The sequence below is a fragment of the Candidatus Scalindua japonica genome (assembly GCF_002443295.1).
Classification (GTDB): Bacteria; Planctomycetota; Brocadiia; order Brocadiales; family Scalinduaceae; genus Scalindua; species Scalindua japonica.
The window spans coordinates 225,357-245,389 of sequence record NZ_BAOS01000017.1 but is presented as its reverse complement, the minus strand read 5'-3'; the positions used below and the strand labels follow the sequence as shown (position 1 = coordinate 245,389).

Below are 20,033 nucleotides of genomic sequence, written 5' to 3'. Positions count from 1 at the left end.
ATGATCATACACATCCTGAAATTCAGCTTTCGTTATATATTGTTGATCCAAAGCGACATAAAGCTCACTTTGGACTTCGGTACAAGATCGTTTTGCATACCGAAGAAAACGAACAAACTCACGGTTTGATTCCGAATCGAATCCTTCCGCTATATTGTGCATGGATGAACCTGCTGCACCCTGAATTTGCCCCTTCAAACCGAAGTCGCTATTAAATTTGGCTTTCTTTGTCAGGTCATAGACGTTGCGAGTTAGATCCCGTGCTAATTGCCACGCCTCAATATCCTCAAATCTCTCTATTTTCATGCCATCTCCATTCAATACTAACGAATCAACGGTTCAGACCTGCCCGCCCGGAGGAATCCGTTCGCCAGCCCGACAAGGAAGTTCTGGCGGGGACGGGCTCAACGGATAACAGGCGAGGTTTTCGGTGAACCCTGAACCTCTGAACGGTTATATTTTCTTTAAATACCAAAGAAGGCAGCCCAATGCTGAAAGCATAGTTTATTGACCCCAATGGATTAATTCTAAATTATTATTGACAATTCTACCTTTTCTAAATCGAAACGCGCCATTTTTCTTTTGCATATGGTCTATAGTCCAGTTAGCAACTTTCAAGGCAAGATGAATTGCATTTTGATCTCTTTCAGAATATTTAGCCAGTGATTCAATTGCCTGCGACGCGCATTGTATATCAATGGGATAAGTCTCGTTATGATAATATCCGGGAGTACCATCCTCTAAGAAAAAGTTATCAACCCAAAACTTATAGGTCGCATCGATTACGTCTTGTTTTACAAGGTCTTCACCCCCTATATCCTGTGCAGCCACCAAGCTATCCAGGTTATAGGCAGTATGGAAATTATCAAGCCATTTATACTTCATATCATCACCATAGTACCAACTACCATCAGAATTTATACGTGAACATGACCAATTAATTGCCTTCCTGGCGAGATCGTAGTAATCATTGTTTTGTGTATACTTCCATGCCCTTAGCAGTGCGACTGCCCCGAGAAGATTTGAATTATGTATAACGCAAGTCTCACCTGGTACATAGCCCAGGCACACTCCCGTATCATCCTCGAAACGCTCTAAATTTTCATGAATAAAACCTGCAGCTTTTATTACGGTATTCTTATAACTTTCCTGTTTCAGAACAGAATAAGCAAAGTCAAATGATTCTGAAATATGAGCTGTCCAGACAATAGTCGGTAGACCCTTTGGAATAAAACCACCTCTACTTGCAAAATCAAAAGAATTTCCCCATGACATCCCGTTGTAACCTTTAGTGTAGTTGTTTTCAAGCCATGCCAGATGTTCTCTAGCAAGATCCAGGTATGTAGTATCCTGAGTGGTAAGATAGTGATACAAATAACCTTTAGCAAAGAATCCGAAAGCCTTTGAACTGTGTAACTTTTTTACTCCTAAGGCTCCTCTTAAGTTGATTATTGAACGTCGACCAACCTGTATAGCCACCCTCTCTAAAAACAAGTTCCCAAAAGTTAAGAGTTTGACCACTTTAGAACTCAATATATCATCAAACTCATAGCCTTTAAAATTATGGCTCTTTTGCAGAATCTATGGGTAAAAGTAAGCCAAGAAAAAGAAAAAAATATTGTTTTATTTAAAGGGAGTCTCACCAAAAGGAATATTTTTTATTCCTTTCTCCGCCACCCACCCCTCTTTTTGGTGAGGGTGGGCGGCTCCGAAAGGAATAAAAAATAAAGCCTTCTTTAAATTTCAATAATAAGCATTGCTGTTACAATTTGTTAAAATAAGTTCTCTATAAACAATATAATTAACAAATTACAAGTAAACAACAATGCTTATAAAAACACTACTCAATAAATGCTACCCTGTCAAGGGATTCATCTATGGCAATGTTATATTGTCTGATACCAAAATTACTGTCAAAGTAAAAGAACGTAAAGGAACCAGAGGTTTATGTAACCAGTGCAAAGAAGCTGCGCCAACTTACGATCATCTAAATGAACGATATTTTCGCTTTATACCTTTGTGGGGTTACATGGTCATGTTGGCATACAAACCGCGACGCGTAAGTTGTCCTGAACATGGAGTAACCGTAGAACATATTCCATGGGCCCAGGGCAAAAGTCCTATTTGTGAACCTTTCAGAATATTTCTTTCACATTGGGCGAAGTATCTTTCCTGGCAGGAAGTAGCCAGACAATTTCGTGTCTCATGGAGAAACGTATTTGAATCAGTAGAGCATGTTGTTAAATATGCTTTGCATTTCACAGGGTAGGCCCTGACGGATAAACTTTGTTTCCCTATAGGGCAGGCAGGGCAGGACAAAACCACAAAAACGAAAAAACAGAAAACAACAAATTTTTAATCCTCACATGCCCGCCAACCTGCCCGTACCGAATCGTACGTTCGGGCGGGAAAAATTGGACGGGCAGGGAGTCACCCCAGTTAAATAGTCTTCTAATTTAACTGGGCAGGCAGAGGCACGTAGAAAGGTGGAAAGGGGAAAAGCTCAATGGATAAATGTTAAAAAAACTATCTGATCGTTTTCATGAGGATAAAGCGCTTGTATTTTGTACTAAGACAAATATCGCTTTAACTGTTTATAGTAATTTTCGTGTGTACCAACTAGATATAAATATAACGTTTTCCCTTTGACCTCGTATGAAAGCAAATAAAACTGTGCTTTATACCTGAACTTATAAATACGTATTGTTTTAAGATCACCCTTTTTCAGTTCACCAATTTCAGGGTTGTTTATGATATTTTTAACCTCATTGTCTATTTCTAATTGTAATTTCTTAGGCGATTTCTTTTTAAATTTCAAGAAGTGGTTTGAAGCGATTATTTTATTCATTTAATTGTGCCAAATTCATATTCTGTTCCCAGTCCTGCTTCAATCTCTGCTTTGCTTCAAGTGTTTCTCTTATAAATCTTAGTGGCAAATCAGGGTTTTCTTCACTAATCATTGCCTCGTAGATATATTTCTTTATCTGTTCAGAAACTGATCGATGTTTAAGCCTGGCTTTGATCCTGATTTTGCTCTCAATATCTTCTGGTAAACGTATTGTTAGCACTTTTGACATAATTATCTCCAATAAATTAGATTCTTCGCTCTGCCAACCCGCCTGTTGGTCTGGTAGGGAATGACATCGTGGTAACCAAAGTGTCATTCTGAAGAACATGAGTGACAGGAAATCTTAAAATTTGAATATCCTGGACATTAAAATGTGTATTGAGAATGAGTGCAACATATTATATTGTATTATAATTGTCAAGGAGTAAATTACTGGATTTTCCGAAATGAGGGACAGACACTTTTTTATTGAAGATTGTCATATTATAAAAATTCGATGTGGATGTGGTTTTGCATATCGTTGTAATCAAGAATTTGATGGAGAAGGGTTAAGCCACGTATTATCTCGCCAATGGGTGTCTGTTGCTGCGCATAAACAATACCGCAGTGTTCTGTACCTTTAGCATGAAGACGAAGGAAGTCTACGTCTTGAGTAAAAATTACCCTTCCTTCTTTTTTTTGCTAATGCGATATGGTCAGTATCTGTTGCACCTAACATCCCGGCTTCTTTTATTGTTAACACATCAATGCCTCGGGACCTTAATCCTTTTACAACGGAACTGTGAACATGTTCATCGGTGAAAATCTAAGTTTTTTTTGCATTGATTTTTTGAGAAACCTTGGAGAGTGTTTTAAGTTTTAAAGCGTCTACAAAAGAATTGCTATCTTGTATTGATTTGTCAATTTCTTCTTGATGATCATAATAATAAGCTAGTGCTGCATAAACATCAGCAAGAGTTAAATCGTATTCAGCAGCAATTTCATCAGCGCTTATACCTATTAATTCATGCCAAATTACGATGTTTTGTACAGTTATACGGTGTCCTGATATTCTCTGGTTGCCGCCTACTACTCCATCAGTCATATTAATATGATCATTAAGTGTTTTCGTAGTCATACACAGACCTCCTAGAAGAAAGATAAAATTTATGAGCCTACTTTATTTAGATAAATTGTACGAGATGGTTTTAAATATTACAATATTAGCTAATTAATGTAAAGCAAATCTGTCTAAGAAGAAGGGGTCAAGTCCTTTCATGACTACATGTAAAAGAAAAAGGTGTTTGAATGTAAATGGTATCACAACTTGAATAGAATTTTGGGGTCAGACCTTGAAAGTAGAATACAGAAAAGAACGTAACTATTTGCTACCCAGTTGAATGACTAGTTCAGCCCCAGTTGAATTTCTGATTCAACCCCAGTGGAATAACTGGTTCCACGAGGCACACGCAGGGCAAGCCCTGAAGGATAAACTTCATTTCTCTACAGGACACGTGGGGCTGGCATGGTTGATAGCTTATGGACGGAGAAGCAGGATCGGACTTTCGCTAGCATTCAAGGTGGAGAGAGGGTACCAGCACCAAATGGAAATGTTATTACTTGCTAACCGCTTCTACGGGAAGATTTTCTATATTTACATTAACAATATCGGAAAGACTGAATCGCTGGCTTACATCCAATACCTCAATTCCTATTAATTGACCTTTTTCATCAAAGTCAATAACAACGCCATCTTCAATCTCTTTGGACTTTGCTACGAATTCCTCTTTGAAGTAAACATAGATTGCATCTGCTTCTTTACTATATTCGATCGTCATTTTACCTCCTATAATAAATTTCTACTCCATTTCATTCTTCGTCGTGCATGTCTGTCAAATCTAATAACCTTTTTCTTATTTCGGCGGTATTCCATTGTAACCGATTTTGTTTTGAGAAAGTCTGATTTCTCCTTTTTAATCTGCTATAATTTCAGGTCTTTAATCTTGATTTTGGTATGATTGAATTCTTGAACTCCTTTTATCCCGCAATTATAATTCGTCCTCTGTTTTTTTTATCAGTATTCATCTGTGTACAACTGGTTGTTCATAGATCTCCTGTACGCCTAACAATATTCTTTTTCTAAACTCTCCTCACGATGTAACTCTTAATATGGTGAAGAAAGGAATGTGCCGTTTGAAGGTAAAGATAGCCAGGGAAAAAATTTAGTTTTTGAATCACTAACGCTTAGTCCTTTTCTTTTCTAAAACATATATTATCGAATTTAAATTTACCAAAACCAACACCAGATAACCTGAAATTTATATAATGAATACCGTTTGGGATGATAAGCCTGTTTCTTTTAGAAAACCAAACAATAAGGCACTTCCACCCACATATAGTATATGATACCCTTTCTTGAAACTTTGTATACTTTTCAAGAATTATGTGTATTAGATTTTTGTTCATTAATACTGTGTTTTGAATCTCATTACAGCTTATTTTTTAAATATTTGAATTTATGTTAAAAGAATGCTAACTGTTGCTATAATCTGTTCTTATCGTTTTTATTGTATCAGTACGCTAGTTTAAAACTATGCACTTTCAGTGTAAGGCTTTAGCTGTTATATACATTAAGAATTAGTGTATAATAGCCTCATGAGAAACAGACACGGAAACCATACGGTAACTCGTCTAACAGTACATATAGTATGGATTACAAAATATAGGTACCATGTACTTAAAGGAGAAATCCAGAAAAGGTGCAGAGAGTTGCTAATTCAAGTATGTGATAGTGAAGATGTGAGAATCCTAAAAGGAGTTGTAAGCAAAGAACATGTACATATGCATATTGAATATCCGCCATCAAAATCAATTAGGGGAAAAAAGGGGTCAGGTCTTTAATCTTGATAATTCATTAATTATATGATATACATACTACATGGCCAGACCATTAAGAATAGAATACGATGGTGCTTTATATCATGTAACATCCAGAGGAAATGCAAGGAAATCAATATTCGCAGGTGATGATGACCGTAAGATATTTCTTGATACATTGGCGAAAGTTAATGAGAAATATAATTTTCTTTGCCATGCATATTGTCTTATGAATAATCATTACCATCTACTTATAGAAACTCCAGATGGTAATCTATCAGAAGGGATGAGACAATTAAACGGTATTTATACACAAAGATATAACAGGCGAAACAAAAAGACTGGTCATGTATTTCAGGGAAGATATAAAGCCATATTAATACAAAAGGAAAACCATCTTCTTGAAGTTTGTCGATATATTGTTTTGAATCCTGTAAGGGCAAGAGCAGTAACGTCACCTAAAGAATGGAAATGGAGTAGTTATAAAGCCACAGCTGGTTTTGAGAAACCGTACAACTGCCTTACAACAGGCTGTATATTAGAACAATTTGGAGATAAAAAGAGGGATGCTGAAAAAGAGTATAGAGGTTTTGTCAGATCTGGAATAGGGGAGAAAAAGTTGTGGGAGAAAGTAAAAGGTCAGAGTATTCTTGGTGATGAAAACTTTGTTGATAGGCTAATTGGATACATTAAAGAGAATAAAGACATAATTGAAATACCAAGGAATCAGAGGTATGTTGACAGGCCTAATCTTAGAGAGTTATTTAATGATAGACTATTAAAAGAAAAACAAAAAAGAGACATTAGGATAGCGGAAGCAGTATATGAATATGGGTATAACCAGAGAGAGGTTGCAGACCATATTGGAATGCATTACTCAACCATAAGTAGGTTGCTAGCAAAGAAGTTAAAATATCAAGAATAAAGACCCGGCTCTGTATTTTCCTGTATTTTAGATTTTCGGGTTGAAGAAGCTTTCACGCAAAGTCACAAGGAGCACAGATGAAACGAATCCTACATATAAATATTGCTTTTCTCCATGTGATGATTAGAAAGGTCTTCCGCGTGCTGTGAAGCAAATCACATAGAGAAAGGATGAATGTGGGTGGTTTCGTAGTTCTATGCAGTTGATAATTCCCATTGACGCGCACGTTCTATAAATTCGTTTTCGTGTTGGGTCCAATCGGGCAAAGTTGCGGGATCAAAATCTATAGGGACGAAAGGGGTCAAGTCCTTGCTTGACTACATAAAAATTGTTGGTTGATATGAAAAAGAGTTGGCAAGCCAACTCTTTAATTTTGCATTCATGGGGCCAGACAGCCAGACCTTGTGTCTTGAGGCAAAGGAGTTAACAGATCGGGGATTCACAATAGGAGTTCACAGAAGTAAGGGGCGTACCATGCGAGCGTTTGCCATGAACAAACCAATAATTATTTGTGATTGCAGATTAGATAAAGAAAATCCGAATGTCGAATAACGAAATCCATCGAAAGTTTGGAGAGTGAGGTATGAGGAATAAGTGTGGGGGGTTAGGGACACATCTTAATTATTAATTATCATTTTTTATTGATAAATATTACCTCTGGAATCAATATCGTTTATTACTACTTTCAGAATTTTGTCTTGTTTCAAAGAAAATATTATTCTTATATCACCTTTTCTGATTCTGAAACAACTCTTTAGTTGCCTTTTAATTTCTTTAAATCAATGTTTGATTTTTCGATATTAAATATCTTTTTTATTGCAGAAATGATTAATGTATCAACATCTTTTTCTGTTATTGTCTTTGGATTATTTCCCAAAAACTTGTTTGCCTTTTTAGAATATCCAATTTCAAGATTCATAATTTAACAAGTTTTGAATGTGACACGACATGGCAATTCTTATCTGATAATTTTTTTTCTATATCTTTTTGTTCTTCTTCTTCAACAAAGTCAATATGGGAATCATCAAATATTTCTTTTATTTTTATTTTACTTTTAGGCAATATCTCCAAAAACCCTTTAAACCTGTCAAAGATAGAATCATCCACTTCTAATTTTAGTATTTTCATATTTCCTCCTAATTAATTTGAATATATTTTAGCTAAAAAACGAAAAGGCTGATTACCATCCATTTTATGTATATCTTAAAAAAGGAACACCAATTAGCTATTACATTACTTTATTAAATATCTCATCTCAAGGAAAAAATAGTAACGGAATTTTGGGGACAGACCTTGAAAGCTTAAGACAGCATAGTATAGCTTATCGCTTACAAACACTTGACAATTACGGCACGAAAAGTGGGACAACAGACCCTATTAGTTGGGAAAGGTGTTAGGTGTAAGGGAGGGAATTGGAGCAGGCCATGAAGCATAAACTCCGCTTTCATACAGGGCAAGTGGGGTAAACAGAAGTTAGAATGATCAATGAGTAAGAAGTAAGAATAAAAATAAGTATCAAATTCGTTGTTCAAATTAATAAAATGGATACTGAAATTAATAAATTGACAAACGAAAAACGACAAATAATTGCAGGCTATTTTTTTTCAATTGGAGCAACTGCAATATGGTCAGGCAATTTTATCATTGCACGCGGTCTAAGTGAAAGCATTCCCCCAATCAGTTTGGCCTTTTGGAGATGGACAGTTGCTGTAATCGTATTCTTACCATTTGCTTTAAAACCGCTTATAGTAGAATGGAGTATTCTTAAAGAAAACATCCCTTACCTATCTATTACGTCATTGCTGGGAATTACAATATTCAACACTTTAATATATTTTGCCGGTCATACAACCACTGCTATCAATCTGTCATTAATTGCTATTACATTTCCTATATTCGTTATCATTCTATCCAGAATTTTTTTTCATGAATTGTTAACTATAAATAAGGGATTAGGTATAATACTGGTTGTTACAGGCATTGTCATGCTAATTACCAAAGGAAACCTTTCCAAACTTTTAAACATATCTTTTGCTATAGGCGATGTATGGATGCTTATAGCAACAATAATCTTCGCTATTTACAATATATTATTAAAACGAAAACCTGAGAAGTTAAGTATATTGGCTTTCCAATTAGCCACATTCATTTTAGGGCTCATTTTCCTCTTTCCATTCTTTATTTGGGAATATATAACAGCCCCTCCCATCAAATTTAATACAATGAATTCTTTATCAATTCTTTGTCTTGGTGTTTTCGTCTCGATCTCAGCTTTTATTTTATGAAATAAAGCAATCATAGCACTTGGCCCCTCAAAAGCAGCGATTATTTACTATACATTGCCTCTTTTTAGTGGTCTTTTTGCATTCATCTTCTTAAATGAAGAAATTAATATAGTACATTTTTACAGTGTAGTACTCATTATCTCAGGCATTTTTATTACTAACTATGTATCACAAAAGCCTAACAAGGCAAAACCACAAAGTTGCATATTGCAACCATGAAAAATGAATCATTGGTGAAATATCGAAGATAGAAACCTCTTTAGCTCCCTATATAATATGGAGAGAAAAAGTTCCTAATTTGATAGTATAAATATCAGAAAGGGACCAGAAATACAGAGACGTTTATCAAAGAGTTATAGTGGAGAGCATATTGAGTCAGGTATAAATCTTTATAAAATTTATATGTCTTTGGTAACCCCCTTACAATTCTACTCTCTTTCAAAGATTTCAAGCTTCAACAAATCATTCGATCTGTTCCGCTCGTTCAGATTGAGTGTTACCTGGCTAATGTAGTAACTTCAACCAGATTATGTTTCTGTCTGGCATCATCAACAATTTTTTCTAATTTCTCTGAAATAGCATCATCAATCCAATCCGCACCACATTGAGAACATACCGTTGCAGGAACTTCTCTCACTACCACGACACCAAAACCGAGATCAACGGTAAAAGTAGTTTTGCCCACTTTTTTCCCCCCTCCACAAAGAGGACATGAAGTAGGGAGTGTATTCATTTTCATTTTACTCTCCTTGTCTTATAATCTGACTCAAAATGTTCTGTATCTGGTTTATATGCCGTAATAATAAAACACCAACCAGTCATGGCGTCAAACGAAACTACTACATGTAAAGGTTGGTTATTTGTCCATCCCAGGAGTAAAGCACTTGGATATGGTTTATCATCAGAATAGTTCTCAATAATCTCTCCGTTAAGTAAAACTTCTTTAACTGCTTTTCTTGATATACCCCTTTCCATCATCTTTTCCAGAGCATGTCTTTGCCACTCAATACGGCCGTTTTGAATAGTGTCTTGTAGTAAACTGTGTATCATTTACTTTATCTATGTAGGTATATTGAAAGCTTCAAATTATTCTGCTTTATTAAAATCACGATATCTTTATTATGAGTATAGAAAATCTACAAATAAAATCAATAAAACATTCAAAGAGTTTAAGGGTTTAATAGGAACAGCGACTATTATTGATTAGCTAAATTGATAAAAGAGAAAGACAAAACACAAAAAAACAAATATCAAATACATTTCAAGTCATAATATCTGGATGATTAAAATCAGTGACTAACAAAATAAATGAGAAAAGTTTTGGCAATTATTGACGGCGACTATAATCCGTCGATTCCACTATCGTAAGAAGCACTGGACAGGCACCAGTCTTCAGTTACCCATCTACAGCGGAATAATTGGGGTCAATTCTTTATCTTTGAAGAAATTCTCACGCACCCGCCAGAAAACACGTCGGGCAGACCCGCCAAACAACCGTCTGGCAAGCCCGCCAAAAAACACGTCAGGTAAAAAGCCCCAAGTGAAATTAAGTACATGTTCCTCCTAATGAAATTGGCTACGTTTTACACCCCAGTTGAAGATTTGATTCAACGGGGCATGCGGGGTACGTGGAGCAGGCCCAGAAGGATAAACATAGTTTCACTACAGGGCAGGTTGGACAGATCGTATTCAATAGGACAAGCGCCATGAAAACACAATGAAATAATTGAAAATTAGTCAGTTGTTAAAAACATACATCAATATGTTGAAGGGTTTTTTATCAAAAATATAAGGATAGATGGGTTTTTGCAAATGACAGGTGTTTCGAAGTAAAACAGCTGGTTGCCTGCATGTCCCTGGTGCTTTCTATCTGTAGGCATCTTTTCGGAAATCAATCGTGAGAATGTAGATAATACATTCTTCCCTGTCAACGACATAGAAAAGCCTGAATTTTCCGATTCGGTATCTCCATGTTTCCGGGGAATATCCTTGTAGCTTCTTTATATTATTACCCCAGAATGGTTGGTCTTTTATTTGCGGGTAGACCTAGTCATTGAGCTTCTTCTGAAGAAAATCAGCATTAGGAGCAGACATCTTTTTCAGTTGTTTCAGGAATTCGTCTGTTTCAAAAATCCGAAAATCAGACAAGATTGCCTCGTCTGGATTTCACGTCCTTAAGTCCTCTCTTGATGCTGTTATTCAAATTTGAATTGCTTCTGATTTCTGCTATTTCAAATTCATCAACGAATTCGTTGCTCTCAACAAAGCGAAGTACTGCGGTCTCAATGAAGTTAGAGATAGGTCGATTGTCACTTTTTGCAAGATCACGAAACTTATTATAGGTCTTGTCATCAAGCCTGAGAGTTACAGTTTTAGACATATACGTTCCTCCTGAAGTGGTTAAATAGATTTATTATAAGAAGAATACATAAGAATACGGTAGAATGCAATAGAAATCGTTGGAGTCACCTTTGCAATTGGAAGCCTGATCAAATCTCTTCCTGATTTCAAAATTCTGATAGTCAAGTAATTGCGCAGGTCTTGGTGTCACATCTTGAAAAGTGAATAGCGCGTTGACATAAATAAAGTGATATGATATTGTCTTGCTATGACAAGGCAATTGCGCATTGAATATGAGGGTGCATTTTATCACGTTCTATCGCGAGGGAACGAGCGGAAAGCGATTTTCCGTGATGATAAAGACCGTAGTTTGTTTACCGAAATAATGGGGGAAATGTCTGCAAGGTTTTCCGTTGATATCTTTGCATATGAAGTCTGATGTGGGGTCAATTCTTTATCTTTGAAAAAAATTAGGGTCAGACCTTGAAAGTAGAATGCAGAAAAGAACATATGGACGGAGAAGCAGGATAGATCCTTTCGCTAGTATTCAAGATGGAGATAGGAACCCCAGCACCAAATGGAAAAATTTTTACTTGCTAATCGCTTCTACGGGAAGATTTTCAATATTTACATTAACAATATCGGAAAGACTGTATCGCTGGCTTACATCCAATACCTCAATTCCTATTAATTGACCTTTTTCATCAAAGTCAATAACAACGCCATCTTCAATCTCTTTGGACTTTGCCACGAATTCCTCTTTGAAGTAAACATAGATTGCATCTGCTTCTTTGCTATATTCGATCTTCATTTTACCTCCTTAGCTTTTATCTACAACACTTATAATAAGTATCTCATCAGGAAATTCTTTAAAAGTAACTTTTAGATATCTTGTTCCGATTGTTTTATAAACATTTATTCTTCCCTTTATTGATTGCTCTGTTTTATCAGGCTTATCGAGAATAAGTTTGACTTCCTCCTCAGGGATTCTCCTCCATTTCATTCTACGTCGTGCATGTCTGTCAAATCTTATAATCTTTTTCATATTTCAGCTTTATTCCACTATAACAGATTTTGCTGATTTTGCTTTTAAAAAGTCTGATTTCTTCTTTTTGATCTACTATAATTATCACTTAGCGAGAATAAGAATGAGTATATAATCATTCAAAACAACTTGCACAGAATATTGTTGTAATTATAACAAGTCAAATGATTTGTACAAATTAATTCAGGGCTAATGAAGAAGTATGTAGGGTCAGACCGAAAGCGCCGATTAAAATCGGCGGAGAGTAGAGAATGAAAGGGTCTTACAATGAAGGCGTAGCGAGTCACATTGACCCCGAGTCATGCCTCGACGACCCGCGAGGGCGTGGGGAAGCATTGACAGGGGTTAATGTCTTCCTTACCAATCTCATTACGATTATATTATCGCCACCTCACTCGGCTATCCCTCCACGAGTTGCTCCTCTAAAAAAAGTGTGAAGTGGAGTCTATAAGTATAGACAGTATTCCTCAATATAGCTATATTCTTACTTATGCCGAGGATACCAAGGATTGAATATGGTTGTGCGATATATCATGTAATGTGGAAGTTACATTTAAGTGTACTACCCGCAAAAAACTAGTCGGGCAAGAAGATTAAAGTGAGCTAAAGTGACTAAAGTTGCAAATTACAGGTTACGCTGATTCCACGGGGTACGCGGGGCAAGTGTGGAGGGCGTGTTTTTTTGAGTTATAGTTTATGGATGGAGAAGCAGGATTGAGAAATTGGATACCAGCCAGCGTTTCAGACTTTCCGATATTGTTTAGACCAAATTTTAATGCTTAACCAACCTCAAGATTTTCTGTTATTTGATGCAACACAAGCAAATTATTTTGATGTATTGGTATTTGCTTATAAACTTGCCCTTCATTGTCTGAAAACTCAACTAATAAGTGAGTATCTGAAAGCTTGTATATATAAATACCATTTTTTGTCATTATAAATTAATGCGATACCACGCAGGGATTTTAATTGTTTTCGGCTTAATGCATTCTTGGTTAATATAATAGGAGATCCTGACTCAGGATTGCACCTGGAAAAAGGTTTTAAGGAAAAATTAGAACGAAGACTAAGGAATGTTCCTAAGAAAGTTTCGCATGATGAGGTACTAAAGAAATTTGGCTAAGGTAGAATGGACAGGAAGATGCAATAGAAGATTTATCACGGCTTGACAAACCAATAATCAGACGTATTCTCAAAAAGGTTTCATGGCTTTCTAATAATTTTGATAGCATAACTCCTGAGTCTTTGTCCGGTGATTTCAAGGGATCTTTTAAACTAAGGCTAGGCGATTGGAGAGTTGTTTATACAATTGAAAGTGAATTGATATTAATTTAGGCAGTAGGTCATAGAAGAGAAATATATAAGAACGGTTGATACTATTCAATTAAGCTTAGCCCTTCTTTTGTGAAACTAATGTCGTCAAATCTAAATTCCCCAATACCATTCCCGAATAACCTTAATCTGCTATAGTCAATACCATCAGTTACCACAAACTTTTTCTCAATTTTTCTCCACTGTCCGGTTATATTTATCTCTTCTGCAACATAATTCCAGTTAACGGCAAGTTTGACAAATCTAGAATGATCTGTTACGCTTTTTTTATTGGACAGATCACTAAGATTAGGATATTTAACTGATTATTAAAGCGTGATGTTTAAAGCTGAAAAATGCCAACTGTTGCTAAAATTGGTTCTTATCGTTTTTACTTTTATTCCAGTGACGCAAAAGAACCACCCCATATTCATGTAAAACGGGAAAGATTTACGGCTAAGCTAAATTCTGGTTAAATCCGATTCGCTTGCAAAAATCCAAGGGATTTAGTGATCATGATCTTATAAAAATACAAAAATTGATAGAAGAAAACAAAAAAATATTTCAGGAGAAATGGTATGAATACTTTAGTGCTTGAACATGAGTGTCTGGCTCAAAAAGTTATTTTTGAAAAAAATTCTTTTATCGTTTATCTCAATGATGGGAGAAATATATCCGTTCCAATCATTTGGTATCCTCGATTGCTAAACGGTAGTAAAATTGAACGAGAAAATTATGAACTGATTGGAGATGGAGAAGGGATCCATTGGCCAGAAGTTGATGAAGATATTAGCATCGAAGGTATATTAGCGGGTCGGCGTTCAGGAGAAAGCCAAAACTCTCTTGATAAATGGCTTACAGAAAGAAACAAAACATAAAAGGTAACTGATAAGTTCCACCACATCGTCGACACATGTTAGTGGCAACTGTTAAGCTGGGGTATGTAGGGTCAAACCTTGACAGGTCGTCCGAGAACAATTGTCTATCTTTACATCATTGTTGGGGTTTATAAACTCATCTTCCATCATCATATGATAGGCGTCCTTTATGTTTTCCTCTAATTCTTCAATTGTTTCACCTTGACTGAAGACCCCTGGAATTTTCTTTAATCTTCCAACTACCAATTATCATCAACCCAATATTCTAAAGAAAAGAGAAAAGTTCCTAAGCATATTTCCTCCTATTTAATTTTTGAGTACAAATGTTTTTATAAAATACAATAATGCCGTTACATGATAAACTTTATGTTTTTCGATAAGAGCGTTATAAATATATGTTTATGGTGTATATTGCACGATAAAACTTTTCCCACGATTCACATCTATAACCAAACTCCAAATACTTCCAATCTTGATTCCTATTACCTGAGAAGCTCACGTACGGTTGTGCGTCCAGATAAGGCTGGCGTGTTCAGCAGGAGTTAGTCCTGTCAGGGGAAGAGCCAGAACCCCTGTAGCTTGAATGGCAGACAAGAGGGAAACCAAATGTCTGAAGCCCATTGACAAAGCCTCTTTTAGAGAGGTGAGTGAGTTGCCGGGCCGTAACGAGAGTGAACGCATAGGTGGCCCCGAAAGTGAGAAGCCCCGGAGGTCGAGCTTGCAACCGTAGAGCGAAGACAGCATGGATATTCGAAATCTGACTGACACGAATATTCACTCCGGCGGGGTGGTAGCGATAGCACGGCAACAAGGACATGCAGGGCAACTGGAGAAGCCTTCCTCGTCCCAGAGAGAAATTTCTTGGAGCAAGGTAGATGCTATAACTGTATCAGCAGGAAGTGTATCGAAAGACGAGAAGGTGGCGGATAGGTTTGTAGTAGTCGTGAAGCGAATTAACATTCGTGGAGCAAAGAAACCTTGCTGTTAACATTCTTCCAACAATATTGTGAGGTAAGGGTTTTATGATAAAGGAGCCCATTGGGTTACAGGAACTGAGGCGGAAGATATATTTAAAGGCGAAGGCTGACAAGACATGTCGTTTTTGGGGACTGTATGTCCATGTCTGTAGGTTTGATACACTTCATGAAGCCTATCATATGGCAAAACGAAACAACGGAGCGCCTGGAATTGATGGTGTAACATTTGAAGATGTCGAAGAGGGTGGAATTGATGACTTTATCAAGCAGATACGAAATGAGCTGGTCTCAAGTACCTACAAGCCACTACGAAACCGCAGGAAGGAAATGCCCAAAGGCAAAGACAACGTCAGGGTTTTAGGGATATCTTCTATAAAGGATCGGGTGGTTCAAGGGTCTCTCAAGTTGATCTTGGAAGCTATTTATGAAGCTGATTTTCAAGAGGGGTCGTATGGTTATCGTCCTAAAAGACATGCTCATTCGGCTGTTAACCGTGTAGCGGAAGCAGTAGTCAAGGCGAAGACCAAAATTATCGATATAGATCTAAGTGCCTATTTTGATAATGTTCGTCATCATATTCTTCTTAATAAGGTGTGCTAGTCACCCCGAGAATGAAAGCTCGAACTGCCTTTCTTGGAGAACTCAAGGAGGTGTTTCGTCGTTTTAATTCACAGCCAGTAGATCGGATTATACAAATAATTAATCCTATGTTACGTGGATGGGTAAATTACTTTCGGATTGGAAATTCCAGCAGGTGCTTTGGATATGTTAAAGACTGGGTGGAAAAGAAAATCCGTAGAAATCTTATGCGTGCTAGAAAACGAGGTGGTTTCGGCTGGAACAGGTGGAGTAGAAATTGGCTATATAATACTCTGAAGTTATTCAGTAACTATAGAATTGAACGATACCAAGTTTGAAAGTGCTGCCAGATCGATAGGTCTATAAGCCGTTAGAAGAAGTTAATAGGAAAGCGTAGTGCGGGAAAACCGCATGCTGCGTTTGACGTGGCGGGAATTGGAAGCGGGCATTGTACCGCGCCAGTTCTCGACCCTACCTGTGAGGGACTAATGCGTGACACCGTTAGCCGTTCACGGAGAATAACATCAGGCAGGCCGTTGCGAACTGAGATCGGTTATCAGTACTTCGTGACGCAGGAAGACTAACGGGCGGGCCTCCTCCGCTAAAGAAGTGTGATCGATCACGTTTTCTTCAACAGCTCGATGAAGTAATTCAAACAATCCGTCGTAAGTATCCGTTCAAACCTAACTGAGACTGGCGGGATTAAGAATGTTCGCGAAAAGTACCCGCGCACATGTCAGGATAGTTTACATGGCTTAAATAAGACAACTTACGGAAAAGGGTTCATCCCTTAGGAACTCTTCTACGTCCCCCACCACTACTATTGCCTTTAGACTTATGGGGCTTGCCACCCCGGAAGGCACCTTTATTACCGCCACGTCGACGGTGCCTGTGAGCTTCAACACCAGCAGTTTTGTCCTTAGCCGGAGCTTTCACCGATCCAGAAAAGCCTTCGATATGTTTAACAGGAATCGCCTTTTTAATCAGGCGTTCAATAGCACGCAATAGCTTTACCTCTTCGTCCATAACCAGTGAAATTGACTCTCCTGTGCTGCCGGCACGACCGGTGCGGCCGATACGATGGACGTAATCCTCCGCGACATTCGGCATATCGTAATTCACGACGTGCGGAAGTCGATCGATATCCAGACCTCGAGAGGCAATATCCGTTGCCACCAGAACACGAACGTTACATGCTTTGAATTCCGCCAGAGCAAGTGTCCGCGCTGACTGGCTTTTGTTGCCGTGAATGGCAGCCGCCATTATACCGTTCTTTCCCAACTGCCGTGCAAGACGATTAGCACCGTGCTTAGTCTTGGTGAATACCAGCACCTGATTCCAATCACCTTCTGTAATAAGGTGAGACAATAATTCACATTTGCGGGACTTTGACACGTGGAAAACAGATTGATCAACGGTTTCTGCAGCCGCATTTTGACCTGCCACTTCAACCAACTTTGGCCTATAGAGAATGGTATCTGCCAACGCCTTGATCTCTCTCGAGTAAGTCGCGGAAAAAAACAGAGTTTGCCGCTTTTTCGGTACCATATGAATAATTTTGCGGATATCGTGAATAAAACCCATATCCAGCATACGATCCGCCTCATCAAGAATCAGTACTTCAATACATGAAAGATTGAGAACTTTCTGGCCAGCAAGATCAAGAAGACGTCCCGGAGTGCCAATGACAATGTTAACGCCACGGCGCAGTTGTTTTATCTGAGGATTAATGCCGACACCTCCGAAAATAACAGCTGAACGTATGTGCAGCCCCCACCCGTAAGCCTCGATACTTTCACCGACCTGAGCCGCCAGTTCACGAGTCGGTGCCAAAACGAGGGCTCGCGGGCGATGACCGCCTCGATGGCCCTGAGTGCTTAAAATATGGAGAAGCGGCAATGTGAAGGCTGCAGTTTTTCCTGTACCCGTCTGTGCTCCGGCAAGTATATCACGTCCCTGAATAATAACCGGAATAGCCTGCCGCTGAATAGGCGTCGGCTCTACATAGCCCTGAAATTTAACTCCGGTCAGTATTTCCGGACGAAGGCCCAAATTTTCAAATGACATACATTATTCTATGATCTGCCCAACCAGCGTCAAAGTGGCCGATTACCAGGCAATAATTTAAAAAAATATACTTAATACATGACTTAAAAATATCCAGGATATGGCAGGTGTTGAATCGGGTGACACCATGAGCCTTCAAAAAACCGGACATTTCTATTTTGGTTTAAAACAAAAAAATATTACTTGACAACCCGTGAGATAAAAGTATTCTAATGTATCTTGTTGCCCTGCAAGACCTTTCGGCATGTTAATTTGCTATCCACACTTAATGTCATTGGCGTAATAATAGTCCTATATTTAGCTTTTGTTACTATTGACACACATTAATCACCTTATCTGATTTGAACGCAAAAAGTAATATTAATATTATTATATATCAACACATTGTGCGTTTCAATATTTAGAAAACAATCCAGATAGACCCATTAAATTTTCTAGTTTATGTATAATCATAATGTTTTAAGACTAGAATGATACTAAAATATTTAAAAAGAAAATTACGGAAGGATAAATATGAATAAGATTTTTTTGTCTTTTTGGTTGGAGCGCTATTACAATGCTCACCGGAGGAGTCTCCTTAATTCCAGGAAAACAATATGTTGCCTTTTTTACAACAGCTGACCACTGCCATGATATTGATGGTGGTGTAATCGACAGAGACCAATCATGTGCAGCTCATACTGCAACTGGGGGACCTTTCCGAATAGCGCTACTCCATTGGGGGAGTAGTTTTTCTAACAATACGGACTTCACAGGTGGTAACTTTGTTCATATTAACAGTTTCAATGGCACTTCTGAGCAATTCAGCTTACTAAAAACAAACAATTGGACCAATGATGAAGGTGGAACAATTGGAAACGATGCATTTTTTGTGATGACCTTTTCATCTTCGTCCACTAACACGCCACCAGTTGCGGTAGGCGGTTCCGACCAGGCGGCTCGTGCCGGTGATACAATTCTCCTGGACGGCAGCAACTCGTTCGATGACAACACGATGTCTATGGACTTGGCCTATAATTGGAGCTTTAGTTCAAAGCCGGTGGGTAGTGTCGCCGCTCTCACCGGTGAAGACACCGCCGCTCCCATTTTTGTTGCTGATCTTGAGGGTACCTACGTTGTAGGCTTGATAGTCGCCGATACGGGTGCCCTTTCGAGCATCTCGGACGAAGTTGAAATAAGCACCGACAACCTTGCTCCAACAGCAGACGGAGGGGTAGACCAGTTGACTATTACAGGATTCGCTGTCCACCTTGATGGATCGAACAGTTCGGATCCTGAGGCGAACACTCTGACGTTTGACTGGACAATTACCTCCGCACCAGTTGGAAGCACTGCCGTGCTCAGTAATGCCACCACGGAGTCTCCCATCATTACGCCAGACCTCGAAGGTGTTTACGAGGTCACGTTGGTAGTTAGCGACTTCATAGGTCCGGGAACCTCGGATGCCGTTGAAATTACAGCAACCACTGCTGACGATTTTGCGGAGATACAGATTGTGGCAGCAGACGAGATCGTATCTGTTTTGGATGAGAGTCTTAGTGAGGTTACGAACACCGGTAATCAGAATGCGTTTGGAAACTTTCTCACACAAGCCATGGTTGCCCTCCAAGAGGACGATACTGCAAAGGCAATCAATAAAATTGAGAAGGCGCTTGCTCGTACTGATGGCTGTGCTCTGAGAGGGGAGCCAGACGGTAATGGAAAGGGCCGGGACTGGGTCACCAGCAGCGCAGCATAGATTGAGGTGTACAACCTTTTAACTAGTGCCCTGGATGGCCTGACCCCATAGAGTGTTATAGCGGGAAGAACGTTTGCAATGTACAGGTGTTTCGAAAAGAGCAAATAGTTTCTTAAACAAGGACTTATAACTGAAGATGAAAAAAACAATCATGTCTAACGTAGCAAATTCGACTGGTTATCAA

The 20,033-nt window shown here is 38.3% G+C and carries 30 protein-coding genes and 2 pseudogenes; 15 read left to right on the top strand and 17 right to left on the bottom strand.

Annotated elements, in window-relative coordinates:
* Both SCALIN_RS11155 and SCALIN_RS11150 read right to left on the bottom strand, forming a co-directional pair.
* Nucleotides 1-306, bottom strand: a 306-nt coding sequence (locus tag SCALIN_RS11155) for a four helix bundle protein (protein WP_096894568.1), incomplete at its 3' end; no start/stop codon positions are given.
* A 198-nt stretch (nucleotides 307-504) separates the two neighbouring features.
* Nucleotides 505-1,521 (bottom strand): hypothetical protein, encoded by a 1,017-nt coding sequence (locus SCALIN_RS11150; protein ID WP_096894567.1) that lies wholly within the window; start codon nucleotides 1,519-1,521, stop codon nucleotides 505-507.
* 304 nt (nucleotides 1,522-1,825) lie between these two features.
* Here SCALIN_RS11150 and SCALIN_RS11145 point away from each other — a divergent pair, with 304 nt between their 5' ends.
* The gene (locus tag SCALIN_RS11145) at nucleotides 1,826-2,269 is read left to right on the top strand and encodes a hypothetical protein (RefSeq protein WP_096894566.1); all 444 of its coding nucleotides are present in this window, start codon (nucleotides 1,826-1,828) and stop codon (nucleotides 2,267-2,269) included.
* A 300-nt stretch (nucleotides 2,270-2,569) separates the two neighbouring features.
* Here the strand turns inward: SCALIN_RS11145 and SCALIN_RS11140 are convergent, their stop codons facing one another.
* From SCALIN_RS11140 to SCALIN_RS11120, 6 genes are all read right to left on the bottom strand, one after another.
* Entirely contained in the window at nucleotides 2,570-2,848 is a 279-nt protein-coding gene (locus SCALIN_RS11140; RefSeq protein ID WP_096894565.1) for a type II toxin-antitoxin system RelE/ParE family toxin, read from the bottom strand.
* Nucleotides 2,841-3,077 carry a TA system antitoxin ParD family protein gene (locus SCALIN_RS11135; protein ID WP_162532267.1) on the bottom strand — a complete coding sequence of 79 codons (237 nt, stop codon included), beginning with the start codon at nucleotides 3,075-3,077 and terminating at the stop codon, nucleotides 2,841-2,843. Before SCALIN_RS11135 ends, SCALIN_RS11140 begins: the two co-directional genes overlap by 8 nt.
* Nucleotides 3,078-3,331: 254 nt before the next feature.
* Nucleotides 3,332-3,508 (bottom strand): hypothetical protein, encoded by a 177-nt coding sequence (locus SCALIN_RS23965; protein ID WP_420885430.1) that lies wholly within the window; start codon nucleotides 3,506-3,508, stop codon nucleotides 3,332-3,334.
* Nucleotides 3,468-3,596: a hypothetical protein gene (locus SCALIN_RS23960; protein ID WP_420885429.1), complete on the bottom strand. Its 129-nt coding sequence runs from the start codon at nucleotides 3,594-3,596 to the stop codon at nucleotides 3,468-3,470. Before SCALIN_RS23960 ends, SCALIN_RS23965 begins: the two co-directional genes overlap by 41 nt.
* A gap of 57 nt (nucleotides 3,597-3,653) precedes the next feature.
* A complete protein-coding gene (locus tag SCALIN_RS11125) occupies nucleotides 3,654-3,965 on the bottom strand; it encodes a DUF433 domain-containing protein (protein ID WP_096894563.1) in 312 nt (103 codons plus the stop codon).
* A gap of 478 nt (nucleotides 3,966-4,443) precedes the next feature.
* Nucleotides 4,444-4,665, bottom strand: coding sequence for a DUF2283 domain-containing protein (locus SCALIN_RS11120; protein ID WP_096894562.1), 222 nt, complete (start codon nucleotides 4,663-4,665; stop codon nucleotides 4,444-4,446).
* 817 nt (nucleotides 4,666-5,482) lie between these two features.
* Between SCALIN_RS11120 and tnpA the strand changes: the two are divergent.
* Both tnpA and SCALIN_RS11105 read left to right on the top strand, forming a co-directional pair.
* A pseudogene (gene tnpA / locus SCALIN_RS11110) lies at nucleotides 5,483-5,701 on the top strand (IS200/IS605 family transposase); the annotation flags it as partial.
* Nucleotides 5,702-5,765: 64 nt separating this feature from the next.
* On the top strand, nucleotides 5,766-6,629 hold the full coding sequence (locus SCALIN_RS11105) for an REP-associated tyrosine transposase (protein WP_096894560.1): 864 nt from the start codon (nucleotides 5,766-5,768) through the stop codon (nucleotides 6,627-6,629).
* A gap of 754 nt (nucleotides 6,630-7,383) precedes the next feature.
* Here SCALIN_RS11105 and SCALIN_RS22180 read toward each other — a convergent pair.
* Together SCALIN_RS22180 and SCALIN_RS11100 are read right to left on the bottom strand one after the other, a co-directional pair.
* Nucleotides 7,384-7,548, bottom strand: coding sequence for a hypothetical protein (locus SCALIN_RS22180; protein WP_162532266.1), 165 nt, complete (start codon nucleotides 7,546-7,548; stop codon nucleotides 7,384-7,386).
* Nucleotides 7,545-7,757: a hypothetical protein gene (locus tag SCALIN_RS11100; RefSeq protein ID WP_096894559.1), complete on the bottom strand. Its 213-nt coding sequence runs from the start codon at nucleotides 7,755-7,757 to the stop codon at nucleotides 7,545-7,547. Before SCALIN_RS11100 ends, SCALIN_RS22180 begins: the two co-directional genes overlap by 4 nt.
* A 413-nt stretch (nucleotides 7,758-8,170) precedes the next feature.
* On the opposite strand from SCALIN_RS11100, the gene SCALIN_RS11095 reads away from it, so the two are divergent.
* Together SCALIN_RS11095 and SCALIN_RS23955 are read left to right on the top strand one after the other, a co-directional pair.
* On the top strand, nucleotides 8,171-8,914 hold the full coding sequence (locus SCALIN_RS11095) for a DMT family transporter (RefSeq protein ID WP_203415443.1): 744 nt from the start codon (nucleotides 8,171-8,173) through the stop codon (nucleotides 8,912-8,914).
* Nucleotides 8,915-8,923: 9 nt separating this feature from the next.
* Nucleotides 8,924-9,133, top strand: a complete 210-nt coding sequence (locus SCALIN_RS23955; protein ID WP_420885428.1) for an EamA family transporter — start codon at nucleotides 8,924-8,926, stop codon at nucleotides 9,131-9,133.
* Nucleotides 9,134-9,410: 277 nt separating this feature from the next.
* Here SCALIN_RS23955 and SCALIN_RS11090 read toward each other — a convergent pair whose 3' ends face one another.
* From SCALIN_RS11090 to SCALIN_RS11075, 4 genes are all read right to left on the bottom strand, one after another.
* The gene (locus tag SCALIN_RS11090) at nucleotides 9,411-9,653 is read right to left on the bottom strand and encodes a type II toxin-antitoxin system MqsA family antitoxin (RefSeq protein WP_203415441.1); all 243 of its coding nucleotides are present in this window, start codon (nucleotides 9,651-9,653) and stop codon (nucleotides 9,411-9,413) included.
* Nucleotides 9,650-9,964, bottom strand: a complete 315-nt coding sequence (locus tag SCALIN_RS11085) for a DUF4258 domain-containing protein (RefSeq protein ID WP_096894558.1) — start codon at nucleotides 9,962-9,964, stop codon at nucleotides 9,650-9,652. The genes SCALIN_RS11090 and SCALIN_RS11085 overlap by 4 nt, the downstream gene beginning before the upstream one ends.
* A gap of 816 nt (nucleotides 9,965-10,780) precedes the next feature.
* On the bottom strand, nucleotides 10,781-10,918 hold the full coding sequence (locus SCALIN_RS23950; protein ID WP_420885427.1) for a type II toxin-antitoxin system RelE family toxin: 138 nt from the start codon (nucleotides 10,916-10,918) through the stop codon (nucleotides 10,781-10,783).
* 136 nt (nucleotides 10,919-11,054) lie between these two features.
* On the bottom strand, nucleotides 11,055-11,294 hold the full coding sequence (locus tag SCALIN_RS11075) for a CopG family transcriptional regulator (RefSeq protein WP_096894557.1): 240 nt from the start codon (nucleotides 11,292-11,294) through the stop codon (nucleotides 11,055-11,057).
* 228 nt (nucleotides 11,295-11,522) lie between these two features.
* On the opposite strand from SCALIN_RS11075, the gene SCALIN_RS22715 reads away from it, so the two are divergent.
* Nucleotides 11,523-11,693, top strand: a complete 171-nt coding sequence (locus SCALIN_RS22715) for a hypothetical protein (RefSeq protein WP_203415440.1) — start codon at nucleotides 11,523-11,525, stop codon at nucleotides 11,691-11,693.
* A gap of 150 nt (nucleotides 11,694-11,843) precedes the next feature.
* On the opposite strand, the gene SCALIN_RS11065 is transcribed toward SCALIN_RS22715, so the two are convergent.
* Both SCALIN_RS11065 and SCALIN_RS11060 read right to left on the bottom strand, forming a co-directional pair.
* A complete protein-coding gene (locus SCALIN_RS11065) occupies nucleotides 11,844-12,065 on the bottom strand; it encodes a DUF2283 domain-containing protein (RefSeq protein ID WP_096894556.1) in 222 nt (73 codons plus the stop codon).
* A 9-nt stretch (nucleotides 12,066-12,074) separates the two neighbouring features.
* Complete coding sequence (locus tag SCALIN_RS11060; RefSeq protein WP_096894555.1) at nucleotides 12,075-12,299, bottom strand: DUF4258 domain-containing protein; 225 nt, start codon at nucleotides 12,297-12,299, stop codon at nucleotides 12,075-12,077.
* 251 nt (nucleotides 12,300-12,550) lie between these two features.
* On the opposite strand from SCALIN_RS11060, the gene SCALIN_RS11055 reads away from it, so the two are divergent.
* The 8 genes and pseudogenes from SCALIN_RS11055 to SCALIN_RS23930 form a co-directional block, all read left to right on the top strand.
* Complete coding sequence (locus tag SCALIN_RS11055) at nucleotides 12,551-12,736, top strand: hypothetical protein (protein WP_096894554.1); 186 nt, start codon at nucleotides 12,551-12,553, stop codon at nucleotides 12,734-12,736.
* 709 nt (nucleotides 12,737-13,445) lie between these two features.
* A complete protein-coding gene (locus tag SCALIN_RS23945) occupies nucleotides 13,446-13,634 on the top strand; it encodes a type II toxin-antitoxin system RelE family toxin (RefSeq protein WP_096894553.1) in 189 nt (62 codons plus the stop codon).
* A gap of 332 nt (nucleotides 13,635-13,966) precedes the next feature.
* Nucleotides 13,967-14,086, top strand: coding sequence for a DUF4160 domain-containing protein (locus SCALIN_RS23940; RefSeq protein ID WP_203415439.1), 120 nt, complete (start codon nucleotides 13,967-13,969; stop codon nucleotides 14,084-14,086).
* Nucleotides 14,087-14,097: 11 nt separating this feature from the next.
* The gene (locus SCALIN_RS23935) at nucleotides 14,098-14,208 is read left to right on the top strand and encodes a hypothetical protein (protein ID WP_203415438.1); all 111 of its coding nucleotides are present in this window, start codon (nucleotides 14,098-14,100) and stop codon (nucleotides 14,206-14,208) included.
* Nucleotides 14,189-14,488: a DUF2442 domain-containing protein gene (locus SCALIN_RS11040; RefSeq protein ID WP_096894552.1), complete on the top strand. Its 300-nt coding sequence runs from the start codon at nucleotides 14,189-14,191 to the stop codon at nucleotides 14,486-14,488. The genes SCALIN_RS23935 and SCALIN_RS11040 overlap by 20 nt, the downstream gene beginning before the upstream one ends.
* Nucleotides 14,489-15,510: 1,022 nt before the next feature.
* Nucleotides 15,511-16,065, top strand: a complete 555-nt coding sequence (locus SCALIN_RS22700; RefSeq protein WP_203415437.1) for a reverse transcriptase domain-containing protein — start codon at nucleotides 15,511-15,513, stop codon at nucleotides 16,063-16,065.
* An 11-nt stretch (nucleotides 16,066-16,076) separates the two neighbouring features.
* Complete coding sequence (locus SCALIN_RS22695; protein WP_203415436.1) at nucleotides 16,077-16,382, top strand: group II intron maturase-specific domain-containing protein; 306 nt, start codon at nucleotides 16,077-16,079, stop codon at nucleotides 16,380-16,382.
* A gap of 236 nt (nucleotides 16,383-16,618) precedes the next feature.
* Nucleotides 16,619-16,735: pseudogene (locus tag SCALIN_RS23930) on the top strand (YaiI/YqxD family protein); the annotation flags it as partial.
* Between the two features lie 92 nt (nucleotides 16,736-16,827).
* Here SCALIN_RS23930 and SCALIN_RS11020 read toward each other — a convergent pair.
* A complete protein-coding gene (locus SCALIN_RS11020) occupies nucleotides 16,828-18,111 on the bottom strand; it encodes a DEAD/DEAH box helicase (protein WP_096894550.1) in 1,284 nt (427 codons plus the stop codon).
* A gap of 556 nt (nucleotides 18,112-18,667) precedes the next feature.
* Here SCALIN_RS11020 and SCALIN_RS11015 point away from each other — a divergent pair.
* The gene (locus SCALIN_RS11015; protein WP_096894549.1) at nucleotides 18,668-19,849 is read left to right on the top strand and encodes a PKD domain-containing protein; all 1,182 of its coding nucleotides are present in this window, start codon (nucleotides 18,668-18,670) and stop codon (nucleotides 19,847-19,849) included.
* Nucleotides 19,850-20,033: the final 184 nt, after the last annotated feature.